This window comes from Fictibacillus sp. S7 (genome assembly GCF_004127935.1).
GTDB classification, from domain to species: domain Bacteria; phylum Bacillota; class Bacilli; order Bacillales; family Fictibacillaceae; genus Fictibacillus_C; species Fictibacillus_C enclensis.
The window spans coordinates 1,139,507-1,154,326 of the sequence record NZ_QJKL01000001.1 but is presented as its reverse complement, the minus strand read 5'-3'; the positions used below and the strand labels follow the sequence as shown (position 1 = coordinate 1,154,326).

Below are 14,820 nucleotides of genomic sequence, written 5' to 3'. Positions count from 1 at the left end.
TAAGAATGAGTGAAATCCGATCCAACCGCATTGGTGAACAAATGAAAAAAGAAATGGGAGATATCATTGGCCGAAAGCTGAAAGATCCCCGCATCGGGTTTGTGACCGTTACCGGTGTCGAGGTAACGGGCGATCTGCAGCAGGCGACTGTATTTATTTCTGTTTTTGGCGATGATGAGCAAAAGGAACAGACGCTGCGGGGTCTGGCCAAGGCTTCCGGTTTTATCCGGACTGAAATCGGCAAGCGAATCCGGTTGCGCAAAACACCGGAAATTTCTTTCAAATTTGATGAATCCATCGAATATGGAAGCCGAATTGAAACATTGCTGACTGATATCAAAAGTTCTGATGAAGATAGTGATTACAATAAGAGATAGGCAGGCCTTGGTTTGTCTGTCTCTTCTTTTTTGATGTGAAAAAGGTGGGTATCAACAAATGGCAGGTATAAAGCCAGAAGGCATTTTGCCTTTATTGAAGCCGGCGGGAATGACATCCCATGACTGCGTGGCAAAGTTAAGAAAAATGCTGAAAACGAAAAAAGTGGGGCATACGGGCACGCTCGATCCCGAAGTGACGGGCGTGCTTCCTGTCTGTGTCGGAAGAGCAACAAAAATTGCACAGTATATGTCCGACTATCCAAAATCCTATCAGGCGGAAGCCATGATCGGAAAAGCGACAACCACAGAGGATGCCCATGGCGATGTGGTGGAAGACCAGCCTGTACCTGAGGGGTTGTCGGCTGAAGCGGTAAAAGATGCATTGGTTTCGCTGACAGGAAGAATCATGCAGGTTCCACCCATGTTTTCTGCTGTCAAAGTGAATGGGAAAAAGCTGTACCAATATGCAAGAGAGGGAATTGAAGTAGAACGGCCGGCAAGGGAAACGACGATCTACGAGTTGAACCTGCTTTCAGAGGAAACATACTTTTTTGGCCCTTACCCCGTTTTCCCCTTCTTTGTCAGATGCAGCAAAGGAACCTATGTAAGAACACTGGCTGTAGACATCGGGAAAAAACTGGGGTATCCCGCTCACATGTCTCACCTGGTCCGCACCAGCTCCGGTCCTTTTGAGATAGGGGACTGCTTTACCTTTGAACAGATTGAGCAGGCCATACAGGATGGCAATACGGACGACCTTTTTCTTCCCATCGAAAAGGCCATTGCTCACTTTGACGCGATCACCTGTGATGAAGAGATGGAAGCGCGCATAAAGAATGGTGCTGTTCTCTCCATGGCGTCTGAGGTGCAAAGCAGCCCGTTTGCCGTTTATAATAAAAATGGAAAGTGTATCGCTCTTTATAAACAACATCCGGAGAAACCAGGTATGATGAAACCGGAAAAAATTTTAGCCGTTGAGTAACGCATAGAGTTAGAAGGTGGAATTTTGAAAACAATAACGCTTACACATCCGCATCAATTCAATAAGAATGACCTTCCCCCAACCGTCATGGCCCTGGGGTATTTTGACGGCCTGCATCTGGGGCATCAGAAGGTAATCGGGACGGCAGCGGCCATTGCCCGGCACGGAAACATGGCATCGGCAGTGATGTCCTTTCATCCGCATCCTTCCGTTGTGCTTGGGAAAAAGGAAGCCCACGTCTCATATTTGACGCCAATTGAAAAGAAAGAGGAACTTTTGAGTGAACTCGGGATTGATATCTTCTATCTTGTAGAGTTCAATGAAGAGTTTGCCTCTCTCTCACCGATGAGGTTTATTGAGGAATATCTTATTGGCCTCCATGTACAGCATGTTGTTGCAGGATTTGACTATACGTACGGTAAATATGGCAAAGGAAACATGGCGATGATGGAGGAAAGTGCCAGGGGTATATTTTCTCAAACGGTAATTGAAAAATTGGATAAAAATGGACAGAAAATCAGTTCCACTCTTATTCGTAACCTGCTAAAGGAGGGAAATGTTGACGACATTCCTGAATATCTGGGAAGGCCGTACAGCATTTCCGGCAAGGTGGTTCACGGGGAGAGCAGAGGAACCTCCATTGGCTTTCCAACGGCCAATATTGATCCTGTTCCTGATTATTTGATTCCCGCCAACGGGGTATACATTGTACAGGCCGAAGTGGATGGTCGTCCGTTGAATGGAGTAGCCAACATTGGCACCAAACCGACCTTTCATGAAGAACGGGAGGCATCAATCGAGGTGCATCTTTTTGATTTTTCCTCTAATATCTATGGTAAAGATGTGGAAGTTTACTGGCTCTCCAGAATCCGGGACGAGAAGAAGTTTGAATCAGTGGATGCCCTTATTGAACAAATTGGCGCAGACAAACAGGCAGGCATAAATTATTTTTATGAAAAGTAGGCTTGCTCTTGCATTATTCTTAAAAAAGAGGTAATCTATTACCTGTACGTCTAGTACAAACAACCGCTGCTTGGCAGGGCGATTCACCGACGCTTGCTCGGTAGACGGGGTTTATATTTTAAAGGAGGTGAACAGGATGGCAATTTCTCAAGAACGTAAAAATGAACTGATCAGCGAGTACAAAACGCATGATCTTGATACTGGATCTCCAGAAGTTCAGATCGCTATCCTTACAGAGCAGATTAACACTCTTAATGACCATTTGCGTACTCATAAAAAGGATCACCACTCACGTCGTGGCCTTTTGAAAATGGTAGGTAAACGCCGTAACTTGCTAACGTATCTTCGTAACAAAGATGTTACACGTTATCGTGAGCTTATCAAAAAGCTTGGATTGCGTCGTTAATCGGAAAAGCGGGAATAAATTCCCGCTTTTTTTCTGTAGAAAAAACTTTATGCTTGAACCATTGTTGCCCTTGAAAGCTGTTGATTTCCGTTCCAGGATGCTAGCTTTCCGCAGGGCGGGCGCTAAGCCCATCAGGCGCAAGCGCCTTCTCGGTCTTACCTGTCCCGCATTTCCTGCTGGAGTCTCGCATCTTGCACTACAATCAACCTGTCAATGAGTTAAATTGCAGGATTGTTTCCAAAGCAACAATTTTTTAGATAAAGTTCTTTCGATTAAAAAAAGCGTACATAGCAGATTAACTGTATACTTAAAAGAGCTGGCCTAGTTTTTCTTTTTAGGAACGTTCAGTTTAGGATATAATAGAGACATAAATATTTTCGTTTATTGTCGAGAGGAGTACCAATAGAAATGGAACAAGAGAAACGTATTTTTTCTATGGACTGGGCAGGCAGAGAACTGTCTTTTGAAATTGGAAATCTTGCAAAGCAAGCGAACGGAGCTGTATTTGTCAGATATGGTGATACTGCCGTTCTTTCTACAGCTGTGGCTTCAAAGGAGCCAAAGAACTTAAGCTTTTTCCCGCTTACAGTAAACTATGAAGAGCGTCTGTACGCGGTTGGTAAAATTCCTGGCGGATTTATCAAGAGGGAAGGCCGCCCGAGCGAGAAGGCTATTCTCGCCAGCCGTCTGATTGACCGTCCAATCCGTCCGCTTTTTGCTGATGGCTTCCGAAATGAAGTTCAGGTTGTCAGCACAGTGATGAGTGTAGACCAAGATTGTTCTTCAGAAATGGCTGCGATGATTGGATCATCTCTTTCATTGTCCATTTCAAACATCCCGTTTGAAGGACCGATTGCCGGGGTCACCATTGGCCGTATCGATGGCGAATTTATCGTGAATCCAACGGTCGAACAGAACGAGAAAAGCGACATTAATCTTATTGTAGCAGGCACAAAGGATGCCATTAATATGGTAGAGGCGGGAGCAAAGGAAGTTCCTGAAGAGGTCATGCTAGAAGCGATCATGTTCGCCCACGAGGAAATCAAGAAATTGATTGCCTTCCAGGATAAGATTGTGGAAGAGCTCGGAAAAGAAAAAATGGAAGTCGTGCTGCACGAAGTTGATCAGGAGCTTGTGGAGGAAGTGCGCAGCTTTATCGGTTCGGATTTGGCAGCAGCTGTTTCCGTTTTTGATAAGCAGGAAAGACAAAGTGCGCTTGATGAGTTAAAAGAACGAGTGGTTGCTCATTATGAAGAAACCGATGAAGAAAAGGTGGATGAAGCCAAAGAAGTGCTTCAGCTTCTGATCAAAGGCGAAGTTAGACGACTTATTCTCAAGGAAAAAGTTCGTCCGGATGGAAGAAAGATCAATGAGATCCGTCCACTCTCCTCTGATGTCAGCCTGCTGGCCCGTACGCACGGATCCGGGCTGTTTACGCGCGGTCAAACTCAGGCATTGAGCGTTTGTACGCTGGGAGCTTTGGGAGATGTACAGGTTCTTGACGGTTTGGGTGTGGAAGAATCCAAGCGTTTCATGCATCAATATAACTTCCCTCCATTCAGCGTCGGCGAAACCGGCTTTATGAGAGGACCGGGACGCCGTGAAATCGGACATGGTGCACTCGGAGAACGTGCTCTTGAAGCGGTTATCCCGTCAGAAGAAAGCTTCCCTTACACCATCCGACTTGTATCTGAAGTACTTGAATCCAACGGTTCAACTTCTCAGGCGAGTATTTGCGCAAGCACACTTGCCATGATGGATGCAGGTGTTCCAATCAAAGCTCCTGTAGCCGGTATTGCGATGGGCTTAGTAAGCGACGGCGAAGATGTAACGGTTCTTACTGATATCCAGGGTATGGAAGACCATCTGGGAGATATGGACTTTAAAGTTGCCGGTACTGAAAAAGGTGTTACAGCATTGCAGATGGATATTAAAATCTCTGGGATCAACCGTGAGATCTTGGAACAGGCGCTGACACAGGCAAAAGAAGGAAGAATGCACATTCTTTCCTCAATGCTTGATACACTGTCAGAACCTAGAAAACAACTGTCTACTTATGCTCCGAAAATTATTACGATGAAAATCAATCCGGATAAAATCAGAGACGTCATCGGGCCAAGCGGAAAAATCATCAATAAAATTATTGAAGAAACCGGCGTGAAAATCGACATCGAGCAGGACGGCACTGTATTTATCGCATCTGCCGACCAAGCGATGAACGAAAAAGCGCAAAAAATTATTGCTGATCTTGTTCGTGAAGTGCAAGTGGGCGAGTACTATGATGGAAAAGTGAAACGCATTGAAAAGTTCGGTGCTTTCGTTGAACTCTTCGCTGGAAAAGACGGGCTTGTTCACATCTCTGAAATAGCCGAAGAGCGAATCGGCAAAGTAGAGGATGTACTCAAACTCGGAGATATCATTCGTGTCAAGGTTACTGAGATTGACAACCAGGGACGTGTAAACCTTTCAAGAAAAGTTGTTTTGAAAGAGGAAAAGAAAGAACAGGAACAAAAGAATAGCGAACAATAATCAAAACCGGTTTTGGACTGTAACCCCTATTCCAATAATAGGGGTGCTGTTCATTACAACGGTTTTTTTTGTTTGTTTTGAAGCTTGAAAATACCATTTATAGAGCGGGGCTCCATGTTCTAACCCTTCCAGATTGGACATACCTTTTTAATGGGGGGGAAGTGAGATGAAGAGAAATCTGCTGCATATGAGCATGGCTGCCCTGATTCTTGTGTTTGCTGTCGGTATGGTGCAAAACCCGTTTACCTCCACGTATATCGAAAAGATGAAGGATCAGACAGCGACGGTGTCCAAAATGCAGGAAAACGGCCTGTACGAAGAGCTTCAGCAAAAAGCGCCATCCTACCATAAAGCACCCATCGATGCGAAAATTGACAGGGTGTGGAAGGCGATTCCCGGTTATAACGGCATGGAACTGGATATTGATGCTTCGTACAAAAAATTAAAAGGAAGCAAAACGATCGACAAGAAAAAACTGGTGTTTAAACAAATTCCGCCAAAAGTGAAGCTGCAGGATCTGCCGCCATCACCAATCTATAAAGGAAACCCGGAAAAACCCATGGTAACGCTGCTTGTGAATGTGGCATGGGGGAATGAATATTTGCCTAAACTTTTAAAGATCATGAAAAATGCCCATGTTCATACTACTTTTTTTCTTGACGGGTCGTGGGTCAAGAAGAATCCAAGTCTCGCAAAGATGATTCTGGATGAAGGGCATGAAATCGGAAATCATGCATATACCCATCCTGATATGAAGCAATTGACGAACAAGCGGATCAGGGAAGAGCTTTCGAGTACCAATCAAGTGATCCAGGCGACGCTTGGAGACAGGAAGAAAATTCCTGTAAAATGGTTTGCACCGCCGAGCGGGTCCTATCGCGATGACGTCGTGAAAATTGCTGCCGAAGAAAAAATGAGAACCATCATGTGGTCGGTGGATACGGTAGACTGGAGGAAGCCGAACCCGGCGGTAATGGCCCAGTCCGTGATAAGAAAACTGCATCCGGGGGCGATGATTCTCATGCATCCCACGTCATCAACCGCTGATGGCTTACAGCAAATCATCGACGGCATAAAAGCAAAAGGATACGCTATTGGAACGGTGAGCGACCTGATGGATGAAAAACGCCTGCACCTCAAGTCATCCGCTGAATAACATTGTTGTATGATAGGTATGTTAATGATATATTGTTCCTAGAGATGGAATTACAGCTAGGGGGAAACAGGTTTGATTACTAGACATACGTGTCCAAACGGCGTGAGGGTCGTTTTGGAAAAGATTCCAACCGTCCGTTCCGTTGCGATCGGGGTATGGATCGGCACAGGTTCACGGTTTGAAGTTCCCGAAAATAATGGGGTTTCTCACTTTTTGGAGCACATGTTCTTTAAAGGGACAGAAACCCGCAGTGCAAGGGAAATCGCTGAATCATTTGACAGCATTGGCGGCCAGGTCAATGCGTTTACTTCCAAAGAATATACATGCTACTATGCCAAGGTGCTGGATACTCATGCACCGAGAGCGCTAAATGTACTGTCCGATATGTTTTTTAACTCCGCGTTTGATGAGCAGGAGCTGTTAAAAGAAAAGAATGTCGTGCTTGAAGAGATCAAAATGTATGAAGATACACCAGATGATATTGTTCATGATCTTCTCAGCAGGGCCAGCTTTCATCAGCATTCTCTCGGCTATCCGATTCTTGGTACGGAAAATACTCTGAATACATTTACAGGGCAAACCCTTCGCAATTATATGAAAGACTACTATACACCCGAAAATGTGGTTGTTTCAGTGGCCGGGAATGTAGAAGAGAGCTTTATTAAGGAAATAGAGGATCTGTTTGGAAGCTATTCAGGCAGCAGGATGGCTTCAAGCCTGCAGGCGCCAGTCTTTCACAGTCAAAAGATTGCCCGCAAGAAGGAAACAGAACAAGCTCACCTTTGTCTCGGTTTCCCAGGGCTGTCCCTGAAAGATCCGGACACCTACTCTCTGATTGTGCTGAATAATATTTTTGGATCAAGCATGAGCAGCCGGTTGTTCCAGGAAGTCCGTGAGCAGCGCGGTCTGGCCTACTCCGTGTTCTCCTACCATTCGGCATATAAGGACAATGGTTTGTTTACGATTTATGGAGGAACGGCTCCCAATCAACTTGATGAGCTGTATGATACCGTGACGATGATCGTCAACGATCTTCAAGATAACGGAATCACTGATAAAGAGCTGGTCAACTCCAAGGAACAAATCAAAGGCAGCTTGATGCTCAGTCTCGAAAGCACCAACAGCAGAATGAGCAGAAACGGAAAGAATGAGCTCATTTTGAATTACCATCGTTCACTTGATGAAATGGTTCAATTGATCGACGGGGTAACAAAAGAAACGGTCGATTCTCTGATTGAAAAGATATTCAGCAAGGAATGCTCCGCTTCCCTTGTCAGCCCGGCCGGTGAACTTCCAAAAGGATTGCAATAAAGCCTGCAGCATGTTGCTGCACCCTCAATGTCAGGGTGCAGCTGACATTAGCTGGAGGTTTTTTATTATGGTGGGAGACAATAAAATTCAGGCTTGGACCTAGGTTGTCTACTCAATCCCCAATCTTTTTCCTGAATATAATGATAGAGCAAATGAGAACGAATAACCGATTTTATTCCTGTTGACTCCGGATTGGCACTGTAACCATCTAGGCAAAGTGTTCATATGATGGTGTTGCGAACATGAACAAGGATTTCCCCTGTTTATAACGGAGCGACAGAGAAAGGGGAGGAAGCATGTTAACTGACTTGCAAGTTGCCATATTTGGCGGTGATGCCAGACAGCTGGAAGTAATTCGTAAGTTGGCTGAACAAGGGGCAAATCTTGTGCTTGTGGGATTTGATCAGCTCGACCACGGATTTACAGGAGCTTCGAAAATGGATATTGGTGAAGTCGACTTTTCCAAATTGGATGTCATCATTCTTCCGGTGAATGGATCAGGTCCGAATGGAGAAATTGATACCATTTTCTCAAATAAACGCATCATACTTACTGCTGAACATTTAAAAAGAACCCCGAAACATTGCCATTTGTATTCAGGTATCACGAATGCCTATTTGGATAAAATTGTCTCACAAAGCGGCAAAGGACATACCCAGCTTTTTGACCGGGATGACGTTGCCATTTATAACAGCATTCCGACAGTCGAAGGTACGTTGATGATGGTGATTCAGAACACGGATACGACCATTCATAATTCGAACACCGTTGTCCTCGGTTTTGGCCGGGTCGGCATGAGTGTGGCAAGAGCGTTTGATGCGCTTGGTGCCAATGTAAAAGTTGGAGCAAGAAAACCTGAACATTTGGCAAGAATCAGCGAAATGGGCTTTATACCTTTTCATCTTGATCATCTGCAGAAAGAAGTGACCAACACGGATGTATGCATCAATACAATTCCGTTTCAAATTGTAACCTCCGGTGTGATTTCTAAAATGCCAACTCAGACATTGATTATAGATCTGGCTTCCAAGCCAGGCGGTACTGATTTTAAGTATGCTGAAAAAAGAGGCATTAAGGCATTGCTCGCCCCAGGATTGCCGGGTATCGTCGCACCGAAGACAGCAGGGCAGATTCTTGGCAATGTTCTTTCCCAATTAATAGGTGAACAAATGAGTACTCGAAAGGGGAAAGTGTAATGAAGGTCCATGGTAAACATATAGGATTTGGTTTAACAGGTTCACACTGCACGTATGATGCTGTATACCCCGAAATCAAACGGCTGGTAGAAGAGGGTGCGAAGGTCACTCCGTTCGTTACACATACCGTGCAAAACACAAATACCCGGTTCGGCGATGGAGAAGAGTGGCTTGAAAAGATAACACAAATTACAGGAACTGAACCTGTTAATTCGATTGTCAAGGCGGAGCCGTTCGGACCGAGGACTCCTCTGGACTGCATGATCATCGCACCGCTGACGGGTAACTCTATCAGCAAGTTTGCCAATGCTATGACAGATTCACCCGTTTTAATGGCGGCAAAAGCCACCATGAGGAACCAGTCACCGGTCGTTCTCGGAATATCGACCAATGACGGGCTAGGATTGAACGGAGTTAATATTATGAAGTTAATGGCTGCCAAAAACATTTATTTTGTGCCCTACGGCCAGGATGATCCGGTAAACAAGCAAAATTCACTGGTCGCCCATATGGAATATCTCCTTGAAACGGTTGAGGCTGCACTTGAAGGAAAACAGCTGCAGCCGGTTCTCAGGATGTCGCAATCGCAATAAATGTGAAAAATAGCTTACCAATGGCGCGAATTATGATAAAATGTGAAATAAAATGTTTATTGGAAGCCAGTAATCTCTCATTTGAAGCAGTGAAGGGAACAATGTTGTTTCACAAGGGGAGAAACACTCGTTGTTTCTCCCTTTCTGTTTTAAAGTCAAGTAAGGAGAACAAAAAGGAGATAGTGTTAAAATGACTCAAAAAGGATTTCATGTAGCTGTAGTCGGAGCAACAGGCGCAGTCGGACAACAAATGCTTAAAACACTTGAAGAAAGAAACTTTCCAATCGCAAAGTTGTCTCTTCTTGCGAGCAGCAGGTCTGCCGGAAGAAGTGTTGAGTATAAAGGGGAGGAAGTTGTCATTCAGGAAGCAACTCCGGACGCATTTGAAGGGGTTGATATTGCCTTGTTCTCTGCGGGTGGATCCATTTCAAAGGAACTTGCCCCGGAAGCGGTAAAACGCGGAGCTGTGGTAATCGACAACACCAGTGCGTACCGTATGGACGAAAATGTTCCTTTGGTGGTACCTGAAGTAAACGAGGAAGATATTGCCAAACACCAGGGTATTATCGCCAATCCGAACTGCTCAACCATTCAAATGGTCGTTGCACTAAAGCCTCTGCAAGAGAAGTATGGATTGAATAAAGTGATTGTATCCACCTATCAGGCAGTTTCAGGAGCAGGCGCGAAAGCCATCCAGGAGCTTAGAACCCAATCTCAAGCGATTTTGGACGGTGAAGAATTTACACCAGAAATCCTGCCATGTGCCGGTGACAAGAAGCATTATCAGATTGCGTTCAACGCCGTACCGCAAATCGATAAATTCCAGGATAATGGCTATACATTTGAAGAAATGAAAATGATTAATGAGACGAAAAAAATCATGCATATGCCATCACTCGCAGTGGCGGCTACCTGTGTCCGGCTTCCGGTAGAGACGGGCCATTCCGAATCTGTTTATGTGGAGCTTGGAGAAGATGTTTCTTCTGTCCATGAAATTAAGGAGCTTCTTTCTGCATCTGCCGGCATTACTCTCCAGGATGATCCGGATCATCAAGTCTACCCGATGCCTGCTTACTGTGTTGGCAAAAATGATGTCTTCGTGGGACGCGTCAGAAAAGACTTGGACCGCGAAAATGGTTTTCATATGTGGATTGTATCCGACAATCTGTTAAAAGGTGCTGCCTGGAATTCGGTTCAGATTGCAGAAAGCCTCATTAAACTCGGATTGCTGAACTAATTAAAGAAGGTGCTAACTTCATGAAAATAATCATACAAAAATTTGGCGGCACATCTTTAAAAGATGAAAATGGAAGAGAACTGGCTGCACAGCATGTGAGACGGGCGATAAGTGAAGGATACAAGGTAGTCTGTGTGGTATCGGCCATGGGACGTTCGGGCGATCCGTATGCCACCGATACATTGCTTCGGCTACTAGGGGAAAATAATCAGCATGTGGAGAGCAGAGAATATGATCTGCTTCTTTCCTGTGGAGAGATTATCTCTTCTGTCGTGTTTTCCAACCTTCTGAAATCAAAAGAGATTTCGGCTTCTGCGCTTACAGGTTCACAAGCGGGATTCCGGACCAATGATGAGCACAAAAATGCCAGAATTACCGATATGCAGTGTGAACGTCTGCAATCCATGCTTGGAACTTATGATGCGGTGGTTGTTGCAGGATTTCAGGGAGAAGCTGCCAACGGTGACGTCACTACACTCGGCCGTGGCGGCAGCGACACCTCTGCTTCTGCTTTAGGTGCTGCCCTTGACGCTGAATATATTGACATATTTACAGATGTAGAAGGGGTCATGACGGCGGATCCGCGGATTGTAGAGGACGCGCAGCCGCTTTCTGTTGTCACGTATAATGAAATCTGCAACATGGCCTATCAGGGAGCAAAAGTGATACACCCGAGAGCAGTTGAGATTGCCATGCAGGCGAAGGTTCCGCTCAGAATCCGGTCCACTTATTCAGAACTTCCGGGAACACTCGTGACTTCAGCCACGTCCAAGGGCGCAGGAAGAGATGTCCAGGATCATGTCATAACCGGCATTGCCCATGTTCCAAAGGTGACTCAGATTAAGGTGTTCGCCAAGGATGCCCAATATGATTTGCACACGAACGTCTTTAAGGCAATGGCGAAAGAGCAGATATCTGTGGACTTTTTTAACATTAGTCCAAAAGGCGTCGTGTATACGGTAATGGAAAATATGGCCGAGCATGCTGAAAAGGTGCTGCGCGAACACGGCTACTCACCAGAAATCACCAGAAACTGTGCCAAAGTGTCGGCAGTGGGTGCCGGTATGTCAGGCGTTCCTGGTGTAACCGCAAGGATCGTTGAAGCGCTGGTCAATGAAAACATACAGATACTGCAATCCGCAGATTCGCATACTACCATTTGGGTGCTTGTCAGACAGGATGATATGGTCAAAGCGGTGAATGCTCTGCACAGAGCTTTTGAGCTGCACAACATCCATTCAAAAGGCCGGCAGCTGTCAGAATAAGTACGAAAAACGGATGTCGATTGCAAGATTTAAGGAGCTGATATTCATGCATTTTGGAAACGTAAGTACTGCCATGGTTACACCCTTTGACAGTAAAGGAAACATTGATTTGACCAAAACAACAAAGCTGGTCAATTATTTGATTGAAAACGGCAGTGACAGCCTTGTGGTCGCAGGGACAACCGGTGAATCTCCAACATTGTCCACAGAAGAAAAACTTGCCCTGTTCCGCCATGTTGTAAAAGTGGTAGACAAGAGAGTGCCGGTAATTGCCGGTACAGGCAGCAACAACACAAGGGCTTCCATCGATTTAACAAAAAAGGCGGAAGAAACAGGCGTCGACGCGATCATGATCGTTGCTCCGTACTATAATAAACCGAGCCAGGAAGGAATCCTTGCCCATTTCAAGGCGATTGCAGAAGTAACCTCCCTGCCGATCATGGCGTATAATGTTCCCGGCCGTACGGTTGTTCATTTTACGGCAGATACAGTGATCGAGCTGTCCAAAATCCCGAATGTCATCGCGATTAAGGATGCAGGAGGTAATCTGGGAGATATGAGCCGGATCATTGAAGAGACAGAGGATTTTCAACTCTACAGCGGTGATGACGGCATGACACTGCCCGTATTATCCATCGGCGGTACTGGTATAGTATCGGTGGCCTCCCATGTGATCGGAAACGAAATGCAACAAATGGTTACAGCCTATAAACAAGGAAGAGTAACAGAAGCAGCAAGACTTCACCGGAAGCTTCTTCCCGTTATGGATGAGCTGTTCAAGGCACCGAGTCCTGCTCCGGTAAAAACGGCCCTCCAGTTTAAAGGGCTTGATGTTGGCAGTGTGAGACTTCCTTTATTGCCTCTAAACCATCAGCAGCGGGAATCACTATCTCAAGTTATGAATATTTCATTGTAAAAAAGCGGCCATCGAGCCGCTTTTTTTTATAACTCTGCTCGCAAACCTCTAAGTCATCGAGACAGGAAATGCAAAAAAGAAAAAAACAGTTCTCCTTGTATTCGCTTTCGAACATAAGCTATAATAAATGCAAGTGACGTGAACGGAGAAATACATAACCAACAACTAGGAGGATTATTACATTGACAACAAAACAACAAAATAGCGATAAAGTAAGAGTTTTTGCCCTGGGTGGTATAGGGGAAATCGGCAAAAACATGTATGTGGTCGAAGCGGGGGAAGATATCTTTGTCCTGGATGCGGGGCTCATGTTTCCGCAGGAAGAGATGCTGGGCATCGATATTGTGATTCCTGACATTACTTACCTTGTGCAGAACAAGGACAGAGTAAAGGGGATCTTTCTAACTCACGCACACGAGGACCATATCGGCGGCCTTCCTTTTATTTTAAAGCAGCTTCCTGTTCCGGTTTATGGAACGAAGCTCACCCTTGGGCTTGTAGACGCAAAGCTTAAAGAAGCTGGGCTTCAACGGAGCACCAAGACCTTTTTGGTGAATTCTGATTCCGTCCTTGACTTTGGCGAACATAAAGTCTCTTTTTTTGGAACCAATCACAGTATTCCTGATTCCGTCGGCATTGCCGTTCACACGCCGCAGGGAGTCATTGTGAATACAGGGGACTTCAAGATTGACCAGTCTCCGATTGATGGTAAGCATACTGAATTTGCCAAAATTTCAGAGCTGAGCCAAAAAGGGGTGCTTTGTCTTCTCTCCGACAGCACGAATGCTGAAAGACCAGGGATGACAGGGTCGGAAAAATCTGTGGGCTACGAAATTGACAATGTGTTCGAGGAAGCAAAGGGTCGTGTAATTATTGCTTCATTTGCTTCCAATGTCCATCGAATCCAACAGATTTTCACTGCGGCTGCGAAAACCAACCGAAAGATCGTTATTACCGGCCGAAGCATGGTGAAGGTCGTGGATATCGCATCAGAGTTAGGTTACCTGAACATTGAGAAAGACAGTATTATCTCCATGGATCAGATAAACAATTACGCCGAAGACCGGATTGTTATACTTACAACCGGCAGCCAGGGAGAGCAAATGGCAGCTCTTTCACGCATGGCCCATAAAGCGCACAAACAAATTGCGATCAGACATACTGATACTGTAGTCATTGCCGCCACTCCGATCCCGGGGAACGAGCGGTCTGTGGCACGCATTGTGGATCTTCTTATGCGGACGGGAGCAGATGTTGTTTTCGGACAACGCAAAGTTCACGTTTCCGGTCACGGAAGCCAGGAAGAATTAAAATTGATGCTAAGCTTGATGAAGCCTAAATATTTCATCCCCGTTCACGGTGAATATAAAATGCAGAAAGCCCACCAAAACCTGGCACTTCAGGTAGGTGTGGTCCCGGAAAATATATTTATTCTCGAAAAAGGCGAAGTGGTTGAATTCACGGATGGATTGGCCAAACGAACAGGAAAAGTACCATCCGGTAATGTTCTGGTTGATGGCCTTGGAGTAGGGGATATTGGCAACATCGTTCTCCGCGACCGGAAACTGCTATCCCAGGATGGCATACTCGTCGTTGTCGTTACGATCAGCAAAGCTTCCAACCAGATCATCTCCGGACCGGAAATTATCTCTCGCGGCTTTGTGTATGTACGCGAAAGCGAAGAGCTTCTTCAGGAAGCCAATTCACTTGTAACGGAGGTCCTCGACCGATGCATGCAGGAAAAAGTAAAAGATTGGTCTTCCTTAAAATCCAATATGCGTGATTCATTAAGTCAATATTTGTTTGATAAAACACGGCGCCGTCCAATGATTATGCCCATTATTATGGAAATTTAAGCCTGCGATACCGCAGGCTTTTTTTCGTCCGAA

13 protein-coding genes are annotated in these 14,820 nt (G+C 45.4%); all 13 read left to right on the top strand.

The genetic code is table 11. The features are described from left to right. Positions 1-5 precede the first annotated feature (5 nt). The 13 genes from rbfA (at position 6) to DMO16_RS05760 (ending at position 14,787) form a co-directional block, all read left to right on the top strand. Positions 6-377 (top strand): 30S ribosome-binding factor RbfA, encoded by a 372-nt coding sequence (gene rbfA, locus DMO16_RS05820; protein WP_061969507.1) that lies wholly within the window; start codon positions 6-8, stop codon positions 375-377. Between the two features lie 58 nt (positions 378-435). Beyond that, positions 436-1,359 carry a tRNA pseudouridine(55) synthase TruB gene (truB, locus tag DMO16_RS05815; RefSeq protein ID WP_061969510.1) on the top strand — a complete coding sequence of 308 codons (924 nt, stop codon included), beginning with the start codon at positions 436-438 and terminating at the stop codon, positions 1,357-1,359. Positions 1,360-1,383: 24 nt separating this feature from the next. After that, on the top strand, positions 1,384-2,322 hold the full coding sequence (gene ribF, locus DMO16_RS05810) for a bifunctional riboflavin kinase/FAD synthetase (RefSeq protein WP_129475953.1): 939 nt from the start codon (positions 1,384-1,386) through the stop codon (positions 2,320-2,322). A 136-nt stretch (positions 2,323-2,458) separates the two neighbouring features. Next, positions 2,459-2,728, top strand: a complete 270-nt coding sequence (gene rpsO, locus DMO16_RS05805; RefSeq protein WP_061969515.1) for a 30S ribosomal protein S15 — start codon at positions 2,459-2,461, stop codon at positions 2,726-2,728. 408 nt (positions 2,729-3,136) lie between these two features. Then, positions 3,137-5,257, top strand: a complete 2,121-nt coding sequence (gene pnp, locus DMO16_RS05800) for a polyribonucleotide nucleotidyltransferase (protein ID WP_061969517.1) — start codon at positions 3,137-3,139, stop codon at positions 5,255-5,257. Between the two features lie 166 nt (positions 5,258-5,423). After that, positions 5,424-6,413 carry a polysaccharide deacetylase family protein gene (locus tag DMO16_RS05795; RefSeq protein ID WP_129475951.1) on the top strand — a complete coding sequence of 330 codons (990 nt, stop codon included), beginning with the start codon at positions 5,424-5,426 and terminating at the stop codon, positions 6,411-6,413. A 72-nt stretch (positions 6,414-6,485) separates the two neighbouring features. Further along, entirely contained in the window at positions 6,486-7,724 is a 1,239-nt protein-coding gene (locus DMO16_RS05790) for a M16 family metallopeptidase (RefSeq protein ID WP_061969523.1), read from the top strand. 296 nt (positions 7,725-8,020) lie between these two features. Continuing rightward, positions 8,021-8,920, top strand: a complete 900-nt coding sequence (gene dpaA / locus DMO16_RS05785) for a dipicolinic acid synthetase subunit A (protein WP_061969525.1) — start codon at positions 8,021-8,023, stop codon at positions 8,918-8,920. Further along, the gene (gene dpaB / locus DMO16_RS05780) at positions 8,920-9,513 is read left to right on the top strand and encodes a dipicolinate synthase subunit B (protein WP_061969528.1); all 594 of its coding nucleotides are present in this window, start codon (positions 8,920-8,922) and stop codon (positions 9,511-9,513) included. Before dpaA ends, dpaB begins: the two co-directional genes overlap by 1 nt. A gap of 190 nt (positions 9,514-9,703) precedes the next feature. Continuing rightward, positions 9,704-10,750 (top strand): aspartate-semialdehyde dehydrogenase, encoded by a 1,047-nt coding sequence (gene asd, locus DMO16_RS05775; protein ID WP_129475949.1) that lies wholly within the window; start codon positions 9,704-9,706, stop codon positions 10,748-10,750. Between the two features lie 20 nt (positions 10,751-10,770). Then, positions 10,771-12,015 (top strand): aspartate kinase, encoded by a 1,245-nt coding sequence (gene dapG, locus DMO16_RS05770; RefSeq protein WP_129475947.1) that lies wholly within the window; start codon positions 10,771-10,773, stop codon positions 12,013-12,015. Positions 12,016-12,061: 46 nt separating this feature from the next. Beyond that, the gene (dapA, locus tag DMO16_RS05765) at positions 12,062-12,931 is read left to right on the top strand and encodes a 4-hydroxy-tetrahydrodipicolinate synthase (RefSeq protein WP_129475945.1); all 870 of its coding nucleotides are present in this window, start codon (positions 12,062-12,064) and stop codon (positions 12,929-12,931) included. Positions 12,932-13,113: 182 nt separating this feature from the next. After that, a complete protein-coding gene (locus tag DMO16_RS05760) occupies positions 13,114-14,787 on the top strand; it encodes a ribonuclease J (protein ID WP_061969539.1) in 1,674 nt (557 codons plus the stop codon). Positions 14,788-14,820: the final 33 nt, after the last annotated feature.